This window comes from Bradyrhizobium sp. SZCCHNR1051 (genome assembly GCF_032489615.1).
Taxonomy (GTDB): domain Bacteria; phylum Pseudomonadota; class Alphaproteobacteria; order Rhizobiales; family Xanthobacteraceae; genus Bradyrhizobium.
In genome coordinates, this window is the sequence record NZ_JAUEYJ010000021.1 from 109,401 (window position 1) to 134,121 (window position 24,721).

The 24,721-nt window shown below is 66.1% G+C and carries 13 protein-coding genes and 1 tRNA gene; 4 read left to right on the plus strand and 10 right to left on the minus strand.

The annotated features are described in order from the left end of the window. Window positions 1-12: 12 nt before the first annotated feature. Window positions 13-10,557: a LysM domain-containing protein gene (locus QW868_RS24710; RefSeq protein WP_315798636.1), complete on the plus strand. Its 10,545-nt coding sequence runs from the start codon at window positions 13-15 to the stop codon at window positions 10,555-10,557. 110 nt (window positions 10,558-10,667) lie between these two features. Here the strand turns inward: QW868_RS24710 and QW868_RS24715 are convergent. Both QW868_RS24715 and QW868_RS24720 read right to left on the minus strand, forming a co-directional pair. Next, window positions 10,668-10,744, minus strand: a tRNA-Arg gene (locus tag QW868_RS24715). A gap of 116 nt (window positions 10,745-10,860) precedes the next feature. Then, window positions 10,861-11,121, minus strand: a complete 261-nt coding sequence (locus tag QW868_RS24720; RefSeq protein ID WP_315737659.1) for a hypothetical protein — start codon at window positions 11,119-11,121, stop codon at window positions 10,861-10,863. Window positions 11,122-11,345: 224 nt separating this feature from the next. Here QW868_RS24720 and QW868_RS24725 point away from each other — a divergent pair, with 224 nt between their 5' ends. Next, window positions 11,346-11,789, plus strand: a complete 444-nt coding sequence (locus tag QW868_RS24725; protein ID WP_315737660.1) for a hypothetical protein — start codon at window positions 11,346-11,348, stop codon at window positions 11,787-11,789. Window positions 11,790-12,024: 235 nt separating this feature from the next. Here the strand turns inward: QW868_RS24725 and QW868_RS24730 are convergent, their stop codons facing one another. Both QW868_RS24730 and QW868_RS24735 read right to left on the minus strand, forming a co-directional pair. Then, a complete protein-coding gene (locus QW868_RS24730; protein ID WP_315776586.1) occupies window positions 12,025-12,330 on the minus strand; it encodes a histone in 306 nt (101 codons plus the stop codon). A gap of 72 nt (window positions 12,331-12,402) precedes the next feature. Next, window positions 12,403-13,848 (minus strand): deoxyribodipyrimidine photo-lyase, encoded by a 1,446-nt coding sequence (locus tag QW868_RS24735; RefSeq protein ID WP_315798635.1) that lies wholly within the window; start codon window positions 13,846-13,848, stop codon window positions 12,403-12,405. 126 nt (window positions 13,849-13,974) lie between these two features. Here QW868_RS24735 and QW868_RS24740 point away from each other — a divergent pair, with 126 nt between their 5' ends. Continuing rightward, a complete protein-coding gene (locus QW868_RS24740; protein WP_316231749.1) occupies window positions 13,975-15,678 on the plus strand; it encodes a methyl-accepting chemotaxis protein in 1,704 nt (567 codons plus the stop codon). 6 nt (window positions 15,679-15,684) lie between these two features. Here QW868_RS24740 and QW868_RS24745 read toward each other — a convergent pair whose 3' ends face one another. The 6 genes from QW868_RS24745 to QW868_RS24770 all read right to left on the minus strand — a co-directional run bounded on the left by QW868_RS24745 (window position 15,685) and on the right by QW868_RS24770 (window position 24,060). Continuing rightward, the gene (locus QW868_RS24745; RefSeq protein WP_315776583.1) at window positions 15,685-16,989 is read right to left on the minus strand and encodes a TRAP transporter large permease subunit; all 1,305 of its coding nucleotides are present in this window, start codon (window positions 16,987-16,989) and stop codon (window positions 15,685-15,687) included. An 88-nt stretch (window positions 16,990-17,077) separates the two neighbouring features. Then, a complete protein-coding gene (locus QW868_RS24750; RefSeq protein WP_315737665.1) occupies window positions 17,078-17,683 on the minus strand; it encodes a TRAP transporter small permease in 606 nt (201 codons plus the stop codon). Beyond that, a complete protein-coding gene (locus QW868_RS24755; RefSeq protein WP_315776581.1) occupies window positions 17,676-18,677 on the minus strand; it encodes a TRAP transporter substrate-binding protein in 1,002 nt (333 codons plus the stop codon). Before QW868_RS24755 ends, QW868_RS24750 begins: the two co-directional genes overlap by 8 nt. A 275-nt stretch (window positions 18,678-18,952) precedes the next feature. After that, entirely contained in the window at window positions 18,953-20,611 is a 1,659-nt protein-coding gene (locus QW868_RS24760) for a hydantoinase B/oxoprolinase family protein (protein ID WP_316231750.1), read from the minus strand. A 1-nt stretch (window position 20,612) separates the two neighbouring features. Then, window positions 20,613-22,697: a hydantoinase/oxoprolinase family protein gene (locus tag QW868_RS24765; protein WP_315776579.1), complete on the minus strand. Its 2,085-nt coding sequence runs from the start codon at window positions 22,695-22,697 to the stop codon at window positions 20,613-20,615. Window positions 22,698-23,550: 853 nt separating this feature from the next. Further along, on the minus strand, window positions 23,551-24,060 hold the full coding sequence (locus QW868_RS24770; RefSeq protein WP_316231751.1) for a DUF6789 family protein: 510 nt from the start codon (window positions 24,058-24,060) through the stop codon (window positions 23,551-23,553). Between the two features lie 112 nt (window positions 24,061-24,172). Between QW868_RS24770 and QW868_RS24775 the strand changes: the two genes are divergently transcribed. After that, complete coding sequence (locus QW868_RS24775) at window positions 24,173-24,679, plus strand: Spy/CpxP family protein refolding chaperone (protein ID WP_315737670.1); 507 nt, start codon at window positions 24,173-24,175, stop codon at window positions 24,677-24,679. The last annotated feature ends 42 nt before the right edge of the window (window positions 24,680-24,721 follow it).

Consider the following 24,721-nt stretch of genomic DNA (forward strand, 5'->3'; position numbering starts at 1 on the left):
GAGCGCCGGCTCATGAGCGCTATCGACAATCTTCGCGCCGCTGTCGAGGCCGCCGCCGGCGACACCGCCTTCGCGCTCGATGCAGCGTTCCTGACGGCAGGCCTCGCCGATCCCGCCGTGAAGGTTCCCGCCGACTACGACACTTGGCTGAGCCAGGCCTTTTTCCTCAAGGCCGCGGCCGACTTCAAGGTGACGGTGGCAAAATCCGACGTCGGCCCGGTCGAGGGGACGGCGTTCACGGTGCAGTCGGCGACGATCCCCTTCATCGGCGCCGCGACCCCGCTGGCCGCGAAGGCCACGCTCGTGTTCACCGTGGACGGCGACCAACTGATCGTGCAGGCCGAGGCGACGCCGTCGAACTGGACCTGGACCAGCAGCTTCGCCTTCATGGGGGGCTTCCCGTTCAATCAATTCGGCACGCTGAAGAACGTCAGCTTCGTGTTCTCGACGGCGACCGGCACCTACCCGTATGGTGACTCCGCAGGGCGTGCCGTGAGCGGCGGCGCGGTGCAGAATTTCGTTGCCAAGGTCGCTCTGCCGGATGTCGCCAAGCCGTTCCTGCTGCTGTTTCCTGGCCTCACCGCGCCGGCCGGCGATCTGCTGCTGAGCGGCGCGCTCAACATGGGCATCTTCAACGGCGAGACCGTGCTGTTCCCGCCGGGGCAGTTGCGGGCCGCGATCCAGGACGGCACGTTCAAGCTCGCGTCGCAGTTCACGGTCAAGGATCCGAGCCTGGCTCTGACCATTCCCGCGCCCGATGGCGCGGACGAGGTCGATGGCGTGCTGGTGCTGGCCGATCCCGCCGATCCGGATGCCGGCGATCAGGCGCCGACGCTCGCGATCTCCTCGCAGTTCGACGTCGGCAGCACCGGCTCCTATCAGCTCGACGTCGAGATCACGCCCGGCGCGGACACCAGCTATTCGGTGGCGCTCGCGGTCGTCGAAGGCGGCGCGCCGCTGACGCCGGCCACGGTGATCGAGGTGATGGGCGGCAATGGCGGCTATCTCGCCGCGACCCCGGACGTGCTGCAGCAGTTCCTTGCCTTCGTCGGTCTCAACGGCTTCTCGATCGCCGGCACGCTCGGTCGCTCGCCGACGATCACGGCGGTCTCGATCGAGATCGGCAGCTCGAAGGATACGAGCTGGCAGGTCCTGCCGCCGACCGGCGTCCTCGACTTCAAGATCACGAGCTTCGCGCTGCAATGGTCGATGGCCTATCCGTTCGACGGCACGAAGCGGCAGCAGACCTACGACTTCACGACCGTGTTCGTACTGGCGCCCAGCGTCTTCAAGGGGCCGGACGGCGAGGGCGACGGCGTGTTCACCGTCCAGTTCACCTCCGCGAAGCAGTTCTTCGCGTCCTTCGCCGGGACCGCGAAGCTGAGCGACTTCCTGACGGCCCTGTCCGGCGGTGCCGTCGTGCTCGACGTCGAGAATGTCGGCGATTTCGAGCTTGGCGACATCGCGGTCGCGGTCGATTACAGCGCGCAGAGCTTTCAGTTCGATGCTGGCTTCAGCCTGACGCTCAATCTGCTCAAGATCAACAACCAGCCGATCCTTGCCGTGCGGGAGGGAACGGTCTCAATCGCGGCGCAGACTCCGACGCAGACGCCAGACGGGGGCAATGCGACGACGCTGTTGCGCGCGGCGCCGCTGCCGATGCTCCGGACCTCGCGAGTGGTCGCGCTGCAGACCGCCTCGCAGACGCAATGGAAGTCGAGCGTCGGAGGCTTCCTCGATGTCGGGCCGTTGCACACCAAGGTCAGCGTGACCTATGACGGGTTCGAAACGCCGAAGCGGTGGGACCTCGCCGCCTCGCTGGAGGAGCCGCTCGAGGTCTCGGAACTGATCAACCAGTTCTTTTCGCCCGGCAGCGCCTATGGATTCCCCAGCTTCCTGCCCGGAGATCTCATCATCTCCGAATTTGCGATCACCGCGACCATTCCGGCCGAGCAGGGCGAGCTGAAGACGAGCTACGACATCACCGTCGGTTTCAGCTGGACGTTCACCTTCGGCGATCAGACCGTCGGCATCGATCCGGCGCGGCTCGGCGTCAGCTATGACGGCCAGAAGCCGGCCCAGCAACAGTTCTCCGGCTTCGCGCAGGGAACCTGGGTCTATTCGGCGATCAACCTCAAGCTCACGATGGGCTATGAGTTCAAGACGACGGAGGCGGGCTCCAACAACATCCTGTTCGTCGAGTGGGAAGGATTCCGCGCGGATTGGGAGAGCGGCAAGGAGCTGGTCACCTTCAGCCTCAAGGGCTGGAGCATCGGGTCGCTGGTGCAGGCGCTGGTGCGTACGCTCGGCAATCCCTACTTCACGCTGGATTCGCCATGGGACCTGCTCAACCAGATTTCGCTCGATGCGCTCCGTGTCAACGTCTCGCTCAAGAGCGGCGAGAGCTTCTCGCAACGCCTTTCGGCCAGCTACGAGCTGTCGAGCCCGATCAATCTCGGCTTCATCAGCATCACGGCGCTGACCTTCCGCCGCGGCACCGACGGCAAGGTGACCCTCGCCATCGAGGGCTCGAGCCCGCTCGTCGCCGATGATCCGGCATTCAAGAATCTGCTCGATCCCGCCAAGGGGCAGGACGTGCAGAACCTGCCGTCGGTGCCCGGCCGGGGCGAGGAATGGTTCAAGCTGTTCCTGCTGGTGCTCGGACAGCGCATCGGCATCACCGGCCATTCCAGCTTCAACAGCACCAAGGAAGTGATCTGCGCGCTGCAGTCCGTCCCAAGCACGACGGGCAAGATGAATCCGGTGGATCCCAATGCGGACGAGGGCGGCGCGCCGGGGCTGCCCTATTATGACCAGTCGAACAACTGGCTCATTGCCGGGCATCTCGGCCTGATGAAAGTGGCTGGCGCCTGGTCGATCGATGCCATGCTGGTGTTCAACGACCCCAATCTCTACGGCCTGCGGCTGGCGCTTGCCGGCGAGAAGATGGGCGGGCTCGCCAATCTCGTCGTCGACATCCTCTACAAGAAGATCACCGACGACATCGGCGTCTACCAGATCGATTTCACCTTTCCGGACATCATTCGCAACCTCAATTTCGGCGCGGTGTCGATCACGCTGCCGCAGCTCGGGATCAAGGTCTACACCAACGGCGATTTCTTCATCGACATCGGCTTCCCGTACAATCTCGATTTCCGCCGCTCCTTCTCGATCTCGGTGATCGTGTACGGCGTGCCGGTGCTGGGCGCCGGTGGCTTCTACATCGGCAAGCTCTCCAATGCGACATCGACCAAGATCCCGAAGACCAACCTCGGCACTTTCGATCCCGTCATCGAGTTCGGCATCGGGCTGCAGCTCGGCCTGGGCTACAATTTCGAGAAGGGGCCTCTGAAGGCGGGCTTCGCGCTCACGGTGTTCGGCATCGTCGAAGGCGTCGTGGCGCCGTGGCATCCCTACAATCCCGCGCGCACGCTGGCATCGCGCGCCAGCAGCGGTGCGCTGCAGAGCGACTATTACTTCAAGCTGTCGGGAACGGTCGGCATCATCGGCCTGCTGTACGGCAGCGTCGATTTCGCGATCATTTCGGCCTCGGTCAACGTCAAGATTGTGCTGTCGATCCAGCTCACCTATGAGAGCTATCGCGAGATTCCAGTGATCGCCAGCGCGAGCGTGACGATCAGCCTCAAGGTCAAGATCAACCTCGGCCTGTTCTCGATTTCGATCAGCCTGTCGTTCTCGGCTCAAGTCTCCGCGACCTTTGTGATCGGACAGACCAGTACGGCGCCGTGGGAGGTCCAGGGGGCGCGCGCGGATGCCTTGCTGATGCAGCGGGCCCATGCACGCGGACCGGACGCGGCCATGCGGCTGGCGCGCAGCCTGAAGCCGCGGCCGAAGCGGCTGGCGCCGGCCGCCGCTCATCGCATGGGACTTGCCGCCACCGCCGGCGACAAGCCGAGACTGTCGCTGATGGCCGGCGCACAGTACACTGTGCTTGCTCCGGAGGGGGCCACGGACGCAGCCTCGAACCAGGGGGCATTCGTGCTCCTGCTCGCGATGGACGCGCCGGATGCCGCCGCGAGCGTGCCGTCCGCGACGAAGACGTCGTTCGATGTGCTGGCCGAGGTCTACTTCCCCTGGATCATCGATGCGCTGGGCAACGAGAGCGGCGATGCGGCCGAGCTCGCCGAGACGCTGGCCACGTCGGTGACGCTCACCCAGCTCGAGGCCTATGTCGCGCGTCTCGCCGACACGGCCGATCCGTTCCTGTCGATCAAGGGCCTGCTGCAGTTCCTGGCCGACGGATTCACGCTCGACATCTTCAATCCGGCGACGGCGCAATCGTCGGGGCTGAAGACCAAGCTCGATGCCGGTTCGGTGCTGTTTCCGGTGTTCGACGGATTGAAGCTGCAGGTCCCCGGCATGTCCGGTGGCCAGACCTCGCCGATCGCGTTCGAGACCTACACCACGGCCACGCCCGGCTACGCGACCGCGGTCAGCAAGATATTCGCGCAGGTCGCCGCGAACATCGAGGCCCAGAACAAGGAAACGCGCCGGCTTGCCGCGGAGGACGACAGCAGCTCGGCGGAGTCGATGGCGGCCCTGGTGTTCGTCGACACCTTCACCCTGATCGCACGCCAATTGCTCCAGGCCGCGGCCGACGCGCTGCAGAGCTATGCCTATCCGTTGACACCGACGAGCAACGTCGGTGGTATCCTGGATGAGCTGAACGGGATCGCTGGCAATTCCTTGACGATTGCCGATATCGTGCAGCCCAACGTCGATCATGCCTTGGGGGCCGGGCTGTCGCTGCATGTCGACGGCCTCGAATATGTGGTGCAAAGCGGGGACACGCTGCAAGGCATCGCTGGCCGCTATTCCGATGCGGCGTCGCCTCCGCGCTGGACCACGACGCCGGACCGCCTGATCGTGGCCAACCGGTCCCGCCACATGCTGCAGGGCGGCGTCGTCCTGCTGCTCACCAACAGCCAGGGTCAGGAGCAGATCTATGTGACGCGGCAGGGCGACAGTTTCGACGATGTCGCGCTGCAACTCGGCGCGATCTCGATCGACGCGCTCGCTGCACAGAGCGTGCTCTACGGCGTCGCCGGTCTGCTGCAGCCGACCTTGCCGCTCGCGATCTGGCCGATCGCCTACAAGACCGCAGGGACATCCGGCCCGTCATCCGATACGCTGGCGACGGTGGCGAGCCTCTTCCAGACCACCGCCGTTGCGGTTGCGGACGCCAATCGCGGCGTCGCCGGCCTGTTCTCCGTGCAGGCGGAGCGCGGCCTGCTCACGGTCGCCAATCTTCAGGCTCTGTCGGTTGGCGCGCTGTGGTCGGCCATCGCGGCCACGGGTCAGGTCGGGCAGACCGCCGGCATGGTCTCGCGCTTCCTGGTCTATGGGTTGCGGCTGCCGGTCCAGGACGGATTGACGCTGTCCAATGCGTTCCTCTATCCGAGGACGCAGTCGGCCTATGGAGTCTATCAGCTCACCGGCCAACAGTTTCCGACACCCAGTTCTGCCACGAGCTACAAGGTCGGCTTCGCACGCGAGACTCAGAGCCACGGCGTCCCGCTCGATTTCATCTTGCTGAACGACGGCACCGACCTCAGCATGGAGGTTGATCTGAGCCAGGCCTATGCGGCGCTCGATGTGGTCGTCAGCTGGGCCAGGGGGCCGGGCAATTTCGTCCCGAGCCCGACATTCGCGGCGCTGCCGCTCGCCGAGCGCCAGCCGCGGCCGTTTACCGCCAGCGGCTACGCGCGCTGGTCGAGCGGCTCCGTCGCGAGCCTGTTGGCCCTGACGAACCGCGGCGGCGTGGCCGCGGCGGCCGATGCCGGCGCGCAGGTGCAGCCGACGCTGTGGAGCCTGCCGCCGGCGCAGACCAATCTGGTCGCCACGCGGGAGCAGTCGATCCGCGCCGTCATGCCGGATCTTCGTTCGACCTTCGCGCTGCTGCCGAAATTCCAGCCGCAGACCGGCCGCAGCAATCCTGCAACGGGACGCACCGACTATGCCGACATCGCACGTTGGGCCTGGTGCACGCGGCTCGACGTTCAGATCAAGCGTCTGCCCGACGCGGCGGCGCTGGCCGCGCAGGGCGTGGGCGCAGGCGATCTGCCGAGCGGTCCGGCGTCCGCGCCGTCGCTGCCGTTCGTCTATGAGTTGGTTGGCCCCAGCTCGGAGGATGCGGTGCGACTGCAGCGCATCCTGACCGCCATGGACGCCCTGGGCGAAGGCCTCGCCTCCGCCGTCTTCCTGCTCTACAACCAGTCCGGACCCGGCGCGCCGATGCTGGTGACGCCTGCGGACGCCAACTTCCTCGCCTTCATCACCCAGACCAACCTCTCGACCGAGACCAATCCGGCGGCGGTGCTCCGGCTGACGCTGGCTACCGAGGACGCTCCGCCGCGCGGCATTGCCAACTCCCCGGCGCAGTTCATCCGCCTGATGTGGGAGCTCAGCACGGTCCGCAGCGGCGGCTACTATCTCTATTACGAGAACGTCGAAAGCGGCGAGGGCTTGCCGGCCGCCGTCTTCGATTCCTCCGGCTCGGGCATAGTGACGGTGGTCGTGACGTTCGCTACGCAGGGCAGCGAGTCGTTCGGCACCACGCTTCCCGATTTCGTCAACGCCTTCGTGACGACCGACGCCGTCGATCCGCAGAGCGATCTGGTACAGACGGTGTCGCTCGCCTCGACCGGCCAGACGGCGCCGGTTGCGGCGGGGGCATCGCTCGATGCGCTCGCGGCGATCTACGGCCCTGGGCCCGGGCGGATCGCCGAGGTCAACGCGACCAAGCCGCTCGCCGCGGGCGCGCTGGTGCCGATCGTGGGCGCGGTACGCCAACTGACCGACGCGGATCTGGTCCGCGGTGCCGGCGGGTCCATCGACGCGCAGGCCACCCTCGACAAGCTCGCCAGGCTGTTCTCTGCCGGCGCCATCCACTCCATCAGCGGCCAGGACATCGCCGCGTTCAATCCGCAAGTCGCTGTTGCGCTCGCGGCCGTCTTCTACATCCCGCCGCTGACCTATCAGGTCAGTTCCTCCGCCGCGCCCGGGATGAGCTTTGCCAGCATGGCCGCCTATTACGGGTTGGATGTCGACCTGATCGCCCGTGGCGCCAGCGCAGCGCCCGGACTGTTCCCGGTCAATGCCGTGCTCGATCTCGACCCGCAGCTGTTCTCGCTGCGCGACCAGCTGCCGCCGCAGAACATCGGGTTCTCGTTGACGCGCGACAATCTCGGCCTGCCGCCGGATGATCCAACGGCGCCGGACTTTGCCAAGAAGACAATGTATCAGCTCTACACCTCGCTGGCCGCGGGGCTCGCGGGCAACGTCTTCTACAAGGCTACTCCGCTGGGCATGCCGTTCGGTCCTCAGGACCATGACGACGATCAGTCCGGCGCGTTCGAGAGCCATGCGCGCTCGGCGCGGACGCGCGGCAACCGGTTGGCGCAGGTTGCCCTCGCCGATTTCGACTATCGCCAATCGATCGGCATCGGCGCGCAGTTCGCGCTGGTCAACGCCGCGCCGGACCCGTCTGATCCGGATCTGCCGCCGAAGGCAGCCAACCCCTATCTCGGCGTCGGCACCATGGCGCAGGTCGCGCTGCAGTGGCGCGACATCTTCGGCAACACCACGGTGACGCCGTTCGAGGCACCGCCGCAAGGGTACCGCGGCGCGCTCAACGGTGCGGCGGTGCCGATGCTGTATCGCGACGAGCTGATCGGGCTGGGGTCCTGGATCAATACCAACGCCAGCTACAGTTATGACGGCACGGCCGGTGCCGCGTTCAAGCTCGTTCTGTCCCTCAACGCCGCCGCCTATGCCGGGCCGGACGGCGCGGCGCGGGCCGCCGACGATCTCTCGCTCTACACCCGGATCTATTATCAGCTGCATCAGGATTATTCGGCCGATGTCGCCGTGCATGTGCCGGGCGTCTCCGGCAACGCGGTGGCGATGCGGCTATCGAATTCGCTGATGGCCAAGCCCGATGTGGACCTCAGCGACCCGCAGGCGGACATCATTCGCGGCTATGTGCGCGCCTGCGTGCTGTATCTGAAGCTCGTGACGCGCGGCCAGGTGCCCGCAGCCCCGGCTGTGACCCTGTCGCTTCCGGTCGACGTCAATGCGATCGCCGCCGGCAACATCCTCGAGCTGGATGTAACACTCGCGTTCAGCCGCAATCCGCTGCTGGTCGATCCGGCGGTGGCGGCGTTGCAGGGCGGCAGCGGCGTGGCCGCGGCGATTCTGCCGCGTGCCGATGGCGACGGCAATGTGTCCTATACGGTCTTCAGCAAAGCGGTCGAGGCCGTGTTCGCCACTGCCGACTGGTATCTCAAGGTCGGGCAGGGGCTGTCCCGCGACGGCGAGGATGCGGCCGACGGCGCTCAGCAGCTCTGGGCGGTGCGCTTCGGCAAGGCGGCAGGGCAGGGCATCCATTTCAAGCTCGGCACGTCACCGAGCTATTTCGCGCCGAAGCCGATCGCCAAGGCGCTGGCCAGCGGCGATGCGACGATCACGCGCTATGACAGCGGCGACACCGACACGCTGCATCTCGACGGCGTCGACCTGAACCAGTGGTTCCAGAGCGCGCTGGATGCAATCGATCAGTTCCTGTCGGCCGACTACGCGCCGCAGGCCTTCATCCTCGACCGGATTGACGGCGTGACCGATCCGCTCAAGGACGGTTCGCTGGGAAGCGTGCTGTCGGCCAAGGAATCCCTGGCCGATACGATCGGCCTGAAGACGCTGCCGGTGCTGTCGACCAGCGCGGGCGATCCTTCAACCGGATTCGCCGCCAGCGAGAAGCTGCGCCAGCAGCTGCTCAACCAGCTCGGCGCAGCCTATCGCGCCGGTGCGGCCGTCGTGTTCGGATTGACCGAGGTGACCGGCGGAGGCGACAGCAACCCGGCCGGTCCGCCGAACCTCTATGGTCAGCCGGGCGGCAGCATCAAGGGCGCCGCGGACAATCAGAATTTCACACTGACGCCGACGCGCATTCCGCTCGGCGAGGTCTACGATCCCGCCAGCAAGACCTGGTACGATCCGCGGCTGGCCTTCGTGTTCGCCACCAAGAACGTCGTCGACCAGGCCTATGTGCCGCTCGAGCTCACGCTCTCGCTCACTCATCTCGAATTCGAGCGGCGTACCGTCCCCGGAATCGACGGCTATGTCGATTCGCGATGGCTCGCCTTCGTCAACGGGCCGTTCAGCTATCCGCTGGGGACGCAGGTCACCAACATTCCCGTGGTCAACCGCGATCTGCCGACGCCGCCGACGGTCTCCGCGCAGCAGGCACGGCAGCTCACCGGCGAGGGCACGACCGATCCATCGAAGCTGAACGCCTGGGGTTATTCGTTCGACTATCTCTATCAGCAGGCGGCAGCCGACGCGGTGTCCTGCACGATGGAGTTCAACCGGCCGACCGAGCCGACGCTGCGCGGCTCGGCCAGGTTGAGCGGCGAGCCCGACCTGTTCACCGCGCTCGCGCAATTCGTCACCAACTATCCGGCGATCCTGCGCGACCTCAACCAGTATCTGGTCGGCATCGACGGCGCCGAACCCGATCCGGCGACGCTGGCCGCTGCGCGCAAGGCGACCGCTGCCTTTGCCCTTGAGACCAGGCAGATCGCGGATGCCTATGCGCGGGAGACGGTCGGGGCTGCAAGGCTGGCGGTCGCACCGGCGCATGTGATCGTGAAGTTTATGTCGACGCTCGACAGCACCAGCGACGGGCACGCGCGCACCAATCTCGTCAACATCACCATCGATGGCGTGGCGGCGAGCTGGAATGCGGCGGCCAATACGATCTCGAACGGCACCACCACGCTTCCGGCGCCCGTGATCGCAATCATCGCGCCCGAGCTCTATACGCCCCAAGCCGTGCCTCCGGCGGAACTCCCCCCGGGTGTAGAGATAGCCTACGTCTATACGCGTCAGGTCGACGGCAAGACGGTCTATCTCCGCGAAGCGGAGGCGCGCGGGCTGCCGGCGCGGACGGTGTCGATCGCTCCGCTCGATGTGCTGCTGTACCAGAGCGCCTGGGCGTCGGTGTTCGTGCAGCGCAATCTCGCGCTGTTCCCGCTGGCCGATCTCAAGACCACCAGCACCAATCCGGCATTCCTGTTCCAGACGCCCGAGGTGCGTTTCGCGTCCACGGTGGTCCCGCAGCTGAACTACACGGCGTTCTCGCTCGACGCGATGTCGGGCGCCTCCGGCGACCTCGACGCGCGCCTGACCAAGTTCTTCGCGGGACTCTATGCTGACGGCAATGGCAGCACCAGCGACGAGGTCGCGATGCAGGGCATGTACAGCTACGAGGTCGTAGCCGGCCAGCCGGCCATCCCGCGCGTACGGCTGCCGATCAACCTGCTGACGCCGACCCCGTCAGCGGTCGATCCGGGCGTGAAGCCGCCCTTCGTGGCCCCGTTCGCGCAGATGATCGATATGTGGCGGGCGACGACCAAGCCAACGACGTCGGGCCATGCCCGCGTCGAGATCGAGCTGAAGGTCTTCGGTGGCGTCGGCGATGCGACGCAGCCGTTAATCCAGGTCGGCCGGCTCACTCACGACATCGCGAGCGCCTGAAGGCGGTACCGGCATCGAAACTGCGGCCGTCGCCGGAGATCATCTGGACATGCCGCCCGCAGCGTCGGGTGGTACGGGCTCAAGGGTCGAGTGCTGGGTCGGGTAATGGCTGGCGCGCTCGGAGAGATTCGAACTCCCGACCCTCGGAATCGAAATCCGATGCTCTATCCAGCTGAGCTACGAGCGCGCGGTGCGGGCCAAATCTCCCGCGTCACCGGGATACCAGACTTGGATGGGCAAGGCCAGCCTCCGCCGCGCATGAATGGTCGTTCGCCGAACCTGGCTCGGCGTCCCCGGATGGCATCAGAAGCAGGGATGCCGGCGTCGGTCCTGGCCGATATAGGCGGCCGAGCTCTGGTAGCAGTGGTTGGTGGAAGGACCGTCATAGAACGCAAAGGTGCCGGGCAGCGGGCCGGGGCCATAATTGTGCAGGAAGCTGATGGCGTAGGGCAGCCCGTAGTGGTGGCGATGATGCCGATGATGGCTGCGTGCCTCGGACGTGGCGGGCACCAGGGCGGCAGTTGACACGATCAAGGCGGCGGCGAGGGATGCGAGCTTGCTCATGACTTTTCTCTTCTCCGGAAAACGACGTCAAGGCCGGCCGTCTGGCCGGTAGCCTAACGCGGAAGTGGCGGAAAGGGTGCGCAAAAGGCGATAGTTCGTCAAAATTTTGGCCTTTTCCGCATGCTTAAGGAGACCATGACAAGGTCCGGCAAGTGCCGTCGTGCATTTGGCTCGAGGCGTTGTCGCGACAGCGCCAGAAAAGACCGGGTTTGCCCGTCCGATCCATGAATCGCCTGATCCCAAGCGTCGTGCTCCTGCTGGTCGCCGCTAGCCCGGTGCGTGCGGATTTGCACATTACGCGCGATCATGGTGGCTACATCGAAGAGTACAAGGCCAAGTACAAGCACATCCGGGAAACGCATCAGCGCGTCATCATCGACGGCATCTGCAATTCGGCCTGTACGCTCGTCTTCGGCTTGGTGCCGCTCAACAGGATCTGCGTCACGCCCAGGGCCAGCCTCGGCTTCCACCAGGCCTATTACGACAAGGCGTTCACGTTCGGCATCAAGGTCACCAGCGTGGAGGGGACGTCCGAGCTGATGTCCTATTACCCCGATTCGGTGAAGGACTGGATCCGGCGCAACGGCGGGCTCACCACCGAGATGAAGCGGATCAAGAACGGCATCGAGCTCTGGAAGATCGTCGACCCCTGTCCTGACGTCTGGTGAGGACGACGTTCCTCCTCGAGACGCCGGCCTCTCCGACGGCTCCGATCGTCGCGCCGGGTGCCGCATGTTTGCTGCGTTATGCCCTGGACACCGGATCGTGGTTCCGGGCCGGCATCCGGACGACACCTCACGAAACAATCCAGCGCCAGATTGTCCCCCACGACCGGGCACTGGATTGTTTCGCCGAGTCGGCCGGGCAAGCCGATCGCCTGCCTTCAGGCCGGGCCGAGCAGAATCAGCGCTTGGCCTTCTTCGTCTTCTTGGCCGCTTTCTTGGTGGCCTTCTTGGCCGTCTTCTTCGCAGCTTTCTTGGCCGCCTTCTTCACGGTCTTCTTCACAGTCTTCTTGGCGGACTTCTTGGTCGCGACCTTCTTGGCCTTGGCGGCGGCCCGCTTGGGTGCAGCCTTCTTGGAGGTCTTCTTCGCGGTCTTCTTGGCCGCTCGCCGGGCCTTAGGTGCCGTCGTGATCACCGGATCCTTCGGCGCCTCGGCGGGCATGCTGGTCTCGGTCACGGTCGGATCAGAGAGTGGAGTGTCGTCCATATCGGGTCCCCCGATTTGTTGGAAACCCCGCGACGATAGCTGGATTCTCCGTGCTGTCAAAGCGCACCCCAACTAATCACTTGTGCGCAAGCTCGCGTAGGCTGCCAGCGCGCGCTCCCGCCCGGGCTTGTGATCCACGAACGGCGCCGGGTAGGTGCGGCCGAGTGCAACCCCGGCCTCCGCGAGCTCGAGCGGCTTTGCCGCCCAGGGCTGGTGGACCAGCGCGGCCGGCAGGCGCGCCAGCTCCGGCACCCAGCGGCGGACATAGGTCCCGTGAGAATCGAACTTCTCGCCCTGCAGCACGGGATTGAAGACGCGGAAGTACGGCGCGGCGTCGGCGCCCGATCCTGCAACCCATTGCCAACTTGCCGGATTGCTGCCCGGGTCGGCGTCGACCAGCGTGTCCCAGAACCACTGTTCGCCGAGCCGCCAGTCGATCAGAAGGTGCTTCACGAGCAGCGAGGCGACCACCATACGGACGCGGTTGTGCATGCTTCCGGTATGCCAGAGCTCGCGCATGCCGGCGTCGACGATCGGATATCCGGTTCGCCCGCGCTGCCAGGCCTGCAGCGCTGCATCATCCTGAGCCCAGGGAAAGGCGTCGAATGACGGCTGCAGGTTGCGGGTTGCGAGGTCGGGATTGTTGTAGAGCAGGTGGCGGCTGAACTCGCGCCAGCCGAGCTCGCTCAGGAACTTGTCGATGCCGGCGGCGGAAGCCGGACGCTCGGCGGCGGCAAATCGCGCCGCATGCCAGACCTGGCGCGGGCTGATCTCGCCGAAGCGCAGATGCGGCGACAGCCGGGAGGTCGCCTCGATGTCGGGCCGGTCGCGATCGGCGGCATAGGTCTGAACGGCCGTTTCGAGAAAGCTGGCGAGGCGCGCCTGTGCCGCGCGCTCGCCGGCTTGCCATGACGCGCGCAGGCCGCCCGCCCAGTCGGGCTTGAGCGGCTCGAGCGCGAGCTCGTCGATCGGCAAGCTCGCGCCGCCGGGGGCGTGCGACAGCCGGGCCGGCCGCGGCAGCGGCTTCGGCGGATCACCCAGAGCGAGCACGCGCTTCCAGAACGGCGTGAACACGCGCGGCCCGCGTCCATCCTTGCCGCGCAACTCGGCCGGATCGACCAGAAGGTCATCGGGAAACACGCGTGAAGAGACGCCGATCTCGGCGAGTGCTGCTTCGACATCGGCAGCCACGGCGCGGGGAGCGGCCTGCGCGACATCGTTCCAGTACACCGCGCCGGCCTTGGTCTCACGCGCCAGTTCGCAGAGCACCTCGGCCGCGGCTCCACGGCGGATCACGAGCCCGGCGCCGAGCGCATGTAGTTCGGCCTGGAGTGCACGCAACGATTGCGCGAGCCACCAGCGCGTCGCGCCGCCGAGCGGACGCAACCCAGGGCTTTCCTGATCGTGGACGTAACTACAAACGATCCGAGTGCCCGACCTTGCTGCTTCATACAACGCGGGGTGGTCAGAGAGCCGCAGGCTCTCGCGAAACCACACGATGATGGGGGAGGAGGACATGATCAGGGTATCTTACTGCCGTATTTATAGAGAGTTCCGGTATTCTACGCTCCGGAAAATAACTGCTTTGAAACGAACTACGGGCACTTTGAGATTCAGTTGCAGTTCCCCTGGAAGGTTTATGACGTGTCCGTCAAATTGAAGCTCGGCACCAAGGCGCTGATCGGCGCCGTTGTCGTGATCGCCCTGAATACCGCCCTGGTCGTCGGCGCAGCGTACTGGTCGCTGTCCTCTGACTTCGCCGACCGCGCCAAGCGCGACATCGAAGGCAATCTGCGCACCTTTGCGCTGACGTTCACTGAAACGTTCAAGGACGCGAAAGTCAGCGTGCAGAACGGCGTCGTTACGCGCATCGAGATTACGGCGATTCCCGAGATCAAGGATCACGCGATCGTCGATCGCGCGGTGTCCTATGTCGGCGGCAGCGCCACGCTGTTCGTGGTCGATGACAGCGGCCAGTTCGTCCGCCGCTCGACCAACGTGAAGAAGGAGAATGGCGACCGCGCCGTGGGCACCCAGCTTGCCGCGGATCATCCGGCGCAGGCGCTGCTGCGCCGCGGCGAGGCTTACAAGGGCCCCGCGACGCTGTTCGGCAAGTCGTTCATGACCGCTTATTTTCCCGTCACCAATCCGGCTGGAAAGGTGATCGGCATTCTGTATGTCGGCGTGCCCATGGCCGAGCTCGACGCCATGCTGTCGCAGGCGATGCGGACCATGGTCGTCGCCGCTGCGATCGCCGCGCTGCTGGTGCTCGGCCTGACCATGCTGGCGGTGCGCCGCGTCACCAAGCCTCTCGCCGCGGTGACCGACGCGCTCACCGCCATCGCCGAGGGCCGCGAGGACGTTGCGATCAAGTCCGATGACCGCAGCGACGAGATCGGTGAGATCGCCCGCAGCCTGGTCGTGTTCCGCAGTGCCGCGAGCGAGCGGCGCCGGATGCGCGAGGAGCAGACGGCTGCGGCCGCAGCGGCTGTCGAGCAGCGCAAGGCCGAGCTGCAGCGTTTCGTCGATTCGTTCCAGGCGAGCATCGGCGGCATCATCGAGAACGTCCTGACCTCGTCGGGCGAGTTCGAGCACGAGGCGCGCCAGCTCACCCAGACCGCGCGGACCACCGCCGACCTGTCCGGCCATTCGGCCGGCGCTTCGGAAACCGCCTCCGAGCACGTCCGCACCGCGGCTGCTGCCTCGGACGAGCTGTCCGGCTCGATCGCCGAGATCATCCGTCGCGTGCAGGAGTCCAACGCCATCGCCGCCGAGGCAGTCAACCAGGCCACCGCGACCGACCAGCGCATCAAGGAGCTGTCCGACGCCGGCAACCGCATCGGCGACGTCGTCAAGCTGATCACCTCGATCGCCGAGCAGACCAACCTGCTGGCGCTCAACGCCACCATCGAGGCGGCCCGAGCCGGCGATGCCGGCCGCGGCTTCGCGGTGGTCGCTCAGGAGGTCAAGACCCTGGCCGGGCAGACCGCCAAGGCGACGGAGGAGATCTCCAGCCAGATCGCCAACATGCAGACCGTGACCCAAGAATCGGTCGACGCCATCAAGGCGATCGGCTCGACCATCGAGCGCATCAACGGGATCGCCGCCTCGATCTCGGCCGCCGTCGAACAGCAGCGCGCCGCCACGCAGAACATCACCCAGAGCGTCCGCTCGGCCGCGACCGGCACCGCAGAGGTCGTCGAGAACATCCGCAGCGCGGCGCGTGGGGCAGGCGAGACCGGCGAAAGCTCCAACCGGATGTTCGCGTCCGCCCAGGCGCTGTCCAGCGAGAGCCTGCGGCTGAAGGCCGAGGTGCAGAAGTTCCTCGACGGGATGCGCGCGGCCTGACAAGCGCTACCCGTAGAGCAATCGTGGCAGGATGGTCACGATGCCCGGGAACAGCGTGAGCAGCAGCACGAAGGCGATCATGATGACGAGGTAGGGGGCGGTCACGCGGGCGATGTAGCCGAGACCGTCCTCCGTCAGTCCCTGAATCACGAACAGGTTGAAGCCGACCGGCGGCGTGATCTGGGCCATCTCGACGGCAAGCACCAGGAAGATCCCGAACCAGACCTCGTCGAAGCCGGCTCCCTTCACGATCGGCAGCACGATCGGGAGCGTCATCACGATCATCGAGAAGCCGTCGAGAAAGCAGCCGAGGATCAGGTAGAACACGATCAGCACGGCGATCAGCATGAACGGTGACAGGCCGAGCCCCTTCACGAAGGCGGCCACGGCTTGCGGGATGCCGAGGAAGGCCGCGGCATTGCCCAGGATCGACGCGCCGAGCACGATCAGCGCGATCATCGAGCAGGTGATGACCGAGCCGATCATCACGTCGCGCACCACCTGCTGCGACATCGACCCCTGAAAATAGGCGACCAGCGCCGCGCCGAGCACGCCGACGGCGGCGGCCTCCGACGGCGTGGCGAGGCCGCCATACATCGAGCCGAGCACGCAAGCGATCAGGAACAGGGCCGGCGCCAGGTCCTTCAGCGCCGCGAAGCGCTCGGCCCAGGGGACCTGCGACAGCAGCGCCTCCGCCTTCGGCACCATCGAAGGCTTCAGCGTGGTGTGCAGCATCACCCAGCCCATGAAGGTGCCGGCCAGCAGCAGCCCCGGCAGCACGCCGGCGGTGAACAGCTTGAGGATCGAGACGTCGCCGAGCACGCCATAGATGATCATGATGTTCGACGGCGGGATCAGGAAGCCGAGCGTGCCGGCGCCGGCCAGCGAGCCGATCGCGATGTCGCGCGAATAGCCGCGGCGCAGCAGCTCGTTGAGCGACATCCGGCCGATCACCTGCGTCGTCGCCGCCGACGAGCCGGAGATCGCGGCGAAGATGGTGCAGCCGATGACGTTGACGTGGAGCAGGCGGCCCGGCAGCAGGCCGGCCCACGGCGCCAGGCCCTGGAACAGCGAGCGCGACAGCCGAGTGCGGAACAGCAATTCGCCCATCAGGATGAACAGCGGCAGCGCCAGCAGCTCCTGGGTGGTCAGGATGTTCCAGGCATATTGCGGAAGCAGCTTGTCCAGCGGGATCGACCGGAACATCGCCAGCAGCAGGGTTGCGGTGAAGGCAAGCGTCAGCCCGATCCACAGGCCGCCGGCCAGCAGCGCGAACAGGATGGCGAACAGGGCGATGACTTCGATGGTCATGAGGCGACGGAGTCCGCGGTGAGTGGGGCGGGCGGGGAGGGACATGGATGCCCGGGACAAGCCCGGGCATGACGGAGGGAGGACGTTTTCATTCGACCGGCGAGGCCTTCATCCGGTGATCCTCCACGGGCAGCCCCAGCGCGGCCTGGATTGCACGCGCGAGGAATTGCAGGGTCAGCAGCAGCATGCCGAAGGTGACGACGGCCTGCGGAAACCACAGCGGCGTGTCGCTCGAGGTCGAGACCTGGCCGCGCATGAACGAGCCAAAGGCGAACTTCGTCATCGCCCAGGTCAGGAACGCCATGAAGGCGAAGCCGGCGGCTGCCGCCAGCACCTCCATCGCGCGCTGCAGCGGTGCCGGCACGTTCTTCAGGAGCAGCACGACGCGGATGTGGCCGCCGACGCGGAGCGTCATGGCGGCGCCGAAGGTGAACGAGGCCGCCATCAGGTAGGACGAGTATTCCCAGGCGATCGAGATCGTCGGCGGGAAGAACGGCAGCACGTTCGACAGTGCCCGCGTCGTGACCTCGGCAAGCATCAGCAACGTCAGCGTCAGCAGGCAACCGCCGCCGATCCAGCCATCGAGCCGGCCGAGCCGGTCGATGACGTCGAGCAGGATGCGCAGCGGCGCCGGCGCCGCTGCGTTGAGGCTCGCCGTCTGGCCCGGCGACGGCTCCACGAGGCCCTCAGCCACGCTTCATCTCGGCGAGATAGGCCTTCACCGGCGCTTCGGCGGCGGGCACGCGCTTGAGGAAGGCGTCCATCAGCGGCGCGGTCTTGGTCCGGATTTCCGTCATCATGGCGTCGGAGACCGCAACGACTTCCATGCCGCCTTCCTTGAGGCGGTTGAGGCTGTCGACGTCGGCCTTGACCGAGTTGGCCCAGAAGGTCGGCTCCATCTTCGCGGCGATGTCGGTGATGATTGTCTGCTGCTCGGGCGCCAGCGCCTTCCAGGAATCCAGGTTCACGTTGAGCATCTGCGACGACCACACATGGTTGGTCGGGTAGACGTATTTGAGGAACTCCCAGAACTTGCCGTCGACACCCGATACCGACGAGGTCGAGACGCCGGCGACGGCGCCCGAGGCCAGCGCCGGGATCGTCTCGCCCCAGGGGATCATGACAGCGGCCATGCCGATGGCGTTGAGCATGTCGACCGCGTTCTTGTCGGGCACGCGGATCTTGATGTTCTTCAGCCCGGCGACGTCGTTCGTCTTGACCTTGAGATGCAGATACTGCGTCGGCCACGGCACGATGTAGAGGATCTTCTGGTTGTTGCGCGCGGCGATCTTGTCGTACTCGGGCCGCACATATTTGTGCAGCGCCTTGAGCTCGTCCATCGAGCCGGCGAGGAACGGGATGCTCTCGACACCCATGAACGGCTCGTCGCCGACCTGCTGGATGTTGAGCACGTCCGCCAGCGGCACCAGGCCGTCGCGCACGGCGCGCAAATGCTCAGGCCCTTTGAAGCCAAGCTGACCGCCGGCCTTCACGGTGATGTTGACCGCACCGCCCGTCTGCTTCTTCACCTCCTCGGCAAAGGCCATCGCATTCTGGGTGTGGAAGTTGCCGTCGGGCCAGACCGTGGACATGTCCCAGGTCGTCGTTGCGGCGCGTGCCCTCGTTGAGACATGGCTGGCTGCGAGCAGGGTAGCTGCACCTGCCGTGAACGTCCGTCGCGTGATCATGAGTGTCTCCGGGTTCGTTGCTGAGCTATTTGCATGAGATCGAAAAAGGTTGGGCGAGCACTATGCTCGCGGCCATCCTTCGAGACGCCCGCCTGCGGCGGGCTCCTCAGGATGAGGGTACGTTGCGCGGCAAGATGCTGATCCTCTCCATGAGGACTTTTCTCATGGTCAATGTGCAGCATCGATCGCGGTACTAAACCCTCATGGTGAGGAGCGTCGCCCTTGCGACGCGTCTCGAACCATGAGGCCATAAATGTTCCGGCGGGCATGAGATCTCACCGCGCCTGTCCGTAGAGCTTTGCTGCATTGTCCGCCGACACCAGTCCGCTCTCGACATCGCTCCGCACCAGCTCTGCGGCCCGCTCCCTGGGATCGCCGATGCCGGCACCGCCGGGTGTCAGCACCACCAGCCGGTCGTCCGGCGGCACGGTCTGGAAACCCTTGCCGCGCAGCTTCTTTCCCGACTTGAGCCCGACATAGCCGGCCTGGCCGTTGTGGCCGCCGTCGCGGCCGCGCGGCGGGTGATCGATGCGGTCGAAGGCGGCGAGGATGTCAAACGGCGCATCGACGCCGCTGCCGACCTCGATGATCTGGCCGAGGCCGCCGCGGGTGCGGCCGGCGCCGCCGGAATCCGGCCGCAGCTCCTTGCGCCAGAAGATCAGCGGCGTCTGCGTCTCGGCAATTTCGACCGGCGTGCCGCGGACGCCCGAGGGATAGGCGGTCGCCGACAGCCCGTCCTTGTCGAAGCGGGCACCGGTGCCGCCGTTCGAGGTCACCGCCATCGAGAGTCCGTAATTGCCGCCGGCGCCGGAGCGGGTCTGGCCGCGCACATTGAGATTCCACAGGCAGGAGGTGCCTTCGGCAGGTACGCGCTCCGGGATGATCTGGCGCAGGCAGCCGAACACCACGTCGGGCAGCATCTGGCCGATGACATGGCGCGAGGCGACCGGCGCGGGCTTCGGCGCATTGAGGATCGCGCCCGATGGCGCCGACACTGTGAGCGGCGACAGCGAGCCGGCATTGTTGGGGATCGCGGAGGCCACGACGCAGCCGAGCCCGAACACGGTGTAGGCCGTGGTGTAGGACAGCGGCACGTTAATGCCGAACTTCGAGGCCTTCGACGTGCCGTCGAAATCGACGTGGATGCCGTCGTCCGAGATCGTCAGCGCTGCCTTCAAAGTCACCGGCGCGTCGTAGCCGTCGACGACCATCTCGTTGCGCCAGGTGCCCTTGGGCAGCTTGGCAATCTCGGCCAGGACGGCCTCGCGCGAGCGGTCGCAGATGTAGTCGCCGAGCTCATCGAGCGAGGCAATGCCGAACTCGGTCATCATCTCGACCAGGCGCTGGCAGCCGACATCGTTGCAGGCGGCGAGCGAGTAGGTGTCGCCCTCGGTGTCCACCGGCAGGCGTGTATTCGCTCTGATCATCGCCATCAGCGTCTCGTTGACGACGCCCTGGTCGATCAGCTTCAGCATCGGGATGTACAGTCCTTCCATGAATACGTCGGTGCCATCGGGGCCGAAGCCGATGCCGCCGATGTCCATCAGATGGCTGGTGCAGGAGAACAGCGCGACCGGCTCGCCGTCCTTGAAGCAGGGCGTGGTGACGACGAAGTCGTTGAGATGGCCGGTGCCCATCCAGGGATCGTTGGTGATGTAGGCATCGCCCGGCTTCATCGTCGCAATCGGGAAATGCGTGATGAAGTGCTTCACCGACTCGGCCATCGAGTTGACGTGGCCGGGCGTGCCGGTGACGGCCTGCGCCAGCATGCGGCCCTTCAGGTCGAACACGCCGGCGGAGAGGTCGCCGCATTCGCGCACGATCGGGCTGAAGGCGGTGCGCAGCAGCACCTGGGCCTGCTCCTCGACCACGGCGATCAGCCGGTGCCACATGATCTGCAGGTCGATCAGGCTCGTCGCTTGGAACTGGCTCATCTCAGGCCGCCTTCCGTTCCATGACGATGCTTCCGGCACCGTCGATATGTGCGTCAAAACTGTTGGAGATGAAGGTCGAGGTTTCGTCCTCGGCGATCACGGCCGGTCCCGCGATGACGGCGCCCGGCATCATCTGCTCGCGGCGATACAGCGGGATGTCGACGAAGCGGCCGGCGCGGCCGTCGAAGAATTTGCGATGGCCGGCGGCTTGCCCCGCGGGCTTGCGCTGCACCTCGGCGACAGCAGGCGGTTGGTGCGCGTCCGTCGTCGCGAGCACAGACCAGCTCAGCACCTCGATCGCTGCACCGGGGATCGGGCGCTCGAACAAAGCGGCATAGCCCGCCTCGAACGAGGCGCGCAGTGCTGGCAGGTCGTGCGCGGTGAGCGGGCGGTTCGGCAGCTCGACATTGATCTCGTGACCTTGGCCGACATAGCGCATGAAGGCGGCGCGGCGCTCGCGCACCGCAGCTCCAGCCGCACCCGGCTCGACCAGCGCACGCGCCTCGTCCGCCATCTCCTGCAGCAGGCTGGAGACGAGCGCCGTATCGAAATCATCGAGCCGGGCATGGCGGCTGCGCACCAGCTCGTAGGCGATGGGTGCCGCGAGGAAGCCGACCGCCGAGCCGACGCCGGCGTTGGACGGCACGATCACCCTGGCGACGCCGATCTTCTCGGCGACGCGGGCGGCATGCAGCGGCGCGGCGCCGCCGAACGCGATCAGCGTGTGCTGACCAATCACGGCGCCACGCTCGACGGCGTGGACGCGCGCCGCGCTCGCCATGTTCTCGCAAACGACTTCATGCACCGCATAAGCCGCGGTCTCGGCATCGAGGCCGAGCGGCGCGCCGACGTCGCGGAGCAGGGCCTGTCTCGACAGCTCGGGATCGAGCTTGATGGTGCCGCCGGCGAACGCATCGGGATCGATCATGCCGAGTGCGACGTCGGAATCGGTCACGGCAGAACGCTGGCCGCCGCGGCCGTAGCAAGCAGGACCGGGCTCGGAGGAGGCGCTCTCAGGGCCGACGGTGACGCGCTTCATTGCGTCGATCCGCGCAATCGAGCCGCCGCCGGCGCCGATCTCGACCATCTCGATGACGGGAATGCGCACCGGCAGGCCCGAACCTTTCAGGAAGCGCGCAGCACGGTCGACCTCGAACACGCGCGAGCTCTCCGGCTCGAAGTTCTCGATCAGACAGATCTTGGCGGTGGTGCCGCCCATGTCGAACGACAGCACCTTGCGCTCGCCGAGCCGCGCCGCAATCTGGCCGGCGAAGATGGCGCCGCCTGCGGGACCGGATTCGACGAGGCGCACCGGGAAGCGCCGCGCCGTCGCGATCGAGGTCACGCCGCCGCCCGACGTGACGAGATAGATCGCGCCGCGGAACTGCTCGATCCTTAGCGCCTGCTCCATGCGCGCGAGATAGCTGTCCATCAGCGGCTGCACATAGGCGTTGGCGACGGCGGTCGACGTGCGTTCGTATTCTCGGATTTCGGGACAGACCGCCGAGGACAAGGTGATCGACATGTCCGGCATTTCCTCGGCCAGGATCTCCGCGGCGCGGCGCTCATGCGCGGGATTGGCATAGGCGTGGAGGAAGGCGATCGCGATGCTGGCGACATCGAGCGTGCGCAGTTGCGGCACCAGCGCACGCACCGCCGCTTCGTCGAGCGGCAGCCTGACGTCTCCGTGGGCATCGACGCGCTCGGGCACGGTGAAGCGCAGGGAGCGCGGCACCAGCGGTTTCGGCTTGTCGATCGAGAGATCGTACTGGTCGTAGCGGCTCTCGGTTCCAATATCCAGAACATCGCGAAAGCCGGAAGTGGCGATCAGCGCGGTCTTGGCGCCGCGGCGCTCGATGATGGCGTTGGTCGCGAGCGTGGTGCCGTGAATGAAGACGTCGATGTCGCTGATGCGCGCCTTCGCGTCGGCGAGAATGAGGCTGACGCCGTCGAGCACGGCCTGCTCGGGCTGCGCCGGCGTGGTCAGCAGCTTGCGTGTCCGGCGCTGACAGCCGATGTCGAGAACGATATCGGTGAACGTGCCTCCGATATCGACGGCCAGCCGGACTTCGGCTCCTTCAAGCATTCGATGGTCTCCGCAAGCGACGAATTGATGTGCGAGTTCAGCAATTCCCATGCCATTGCGCCAGCGGAGATGCAGCTTGCTGCTCTGCGTTTGGTGCGGTGCGGATTTGAGGTCGCGGTGCGATGGGCGCGCAACCTTGCTGATCGTGGGGCGGTTGTTTGCTAGCAACATTGAATACGACGCCGCGTTCAGTGCTGCTCACATGCTCCGCTGTCGTCCCGGCGAAAGCCGGCACCCATAACCCCAGGGAGCGGTTTGGGGCAGGCCGATCGTTTGACACCCTCCACATCATATCCGCCGCGGAGTATGGGTCCCGGATCGGCGCCGCGTCGCGCTGACGCGCGCCGTGGCTTGTCGACGTGCGTTCGCATTCTCGCGGCATGAGCAGCCCGAGTTCTGCGGCCTGTTTACCCTCTGCAAAACGAGAGGGTGCAGGGAATGCCGGGTGAAGGCCTCACCCATGGCCCGCCTGCGAAAAAAATGCAGGCGGCAGGTACCACAGGCAAAGCCGATCAACCGGCATTCCCTGCGCGATGTCTTCACGCTTATACGCAGTCTCCCTGGTGCGCCGAGCGTGTTGGCCACCATGATCCGCGCGGCGCCTCGAGCGCCGTCGCGAACGTAACACCAGCATCGGGGTGTCAGGACGCTGCGACTTCGCGTCCGCAGTCATGCCGGTCGTCTGCGCCGAAGGCGCGTCCGGCATGACTGCGGCCACCGCATCCCGCACCCGACGTTCGTGACGACGCGTACGTCCCTCTGCATGGGGCAGGACGACGCGGATCATACGCGATTTACGAGAAAACGAAAGCGAAAAATTTCGGTCTTTTCGAAGTAGACGAGACGGCGGCGCTCAGACGTGATCGCTTTCTCCGACTCGGCGAAGCTCGGCCTTCGGATCCGGTCTCTGCAGGGCCGCATACACGGCGCCCAGCACGACGCTGTACGCCTCGACCATCGCCAGCGAAAACAGCGCCGGGCCGGCGCCCAGCCCGAGCGACGTTGCGAACGGTCCAAGGCCGATGGCGGGAAACAAACCGATTCCCAGCAACACCCAGCCGGCGAGCCCGAGCAGGAAGCCTTTGGCGACGCCGCTGCCGCCGGGCAGGCGGTGGAAGAAGCGGCCGAACAGCAGGCCGATCAGGAAGGCTCCGTTGAGCTGCGACAGCAACCATAGCGGCGCCCCATCGTGCATCGCTCGGGCGAACAGGGGCGAGAGCGTGTCGAGAAGCGCCGAGGCGGGATCGAACTGCGGCAATAGGTGAAGCCGGCTCTTGAGCTCCATCAGGCCGATATGCGCCAGCGTCCCGCAGCCCGATGCGACCGCCGACGTCCATATCCAGCGATAGCTGCGTATCGTCATCTCCTCTATTCGCCATGGCTCGTCCGTGGCTCGTTGATCTCGCTCAAGCACGCGATCTCGCCGCTCGCTTAGTTTGCGCAAACTCATTGGTGCCACGTCAAGGAGTTCTGCTATGCGATTAGATCCACGCGCGCTGGTCTTCGCGGCCGCAATCGTCACCGTCACCGCCGCACCGGGCTTTGCCCAGCCGGGCGCGGGCGGGCCAGGGTGGGGCCCGGGCATGATGATGGGGCCGGGGATGATGGGCGGCCGGGGCTTCGGCTTCCTTTGCAATCCCCGCATGGCCGGATTTGCCGAGTGGCGGATGTCGCAGATCGAGGCCGCCATCAAGCCGAACGACGCGCAGCGGGCGCGGCTCGATGATCTCAAAGCGGCATCGGCCAAGGCGGCGGAGCTGATCACGAAGGACTGCCCGGCGACGCCGCCGGTCAAGGCGACCGACCGCCTCGCATTGGCGGAGCAGCGCCTCGACACGATGCAGCAGGCGATCAAGATCGTCCGGCCGGCGTTTCAGGCGCTCTACGACTCGCTCGATGACAAGCAGAAGGCGGCCATGGACGCCAGCGGTCCGCGCAACTGGGGCTGGCGTCACTGGCATTGGCCGTGGAGCGACGAGTAGCCGAGATCTGGCGCAGCGGTGGCCATGCGTCTCGCATCTTCC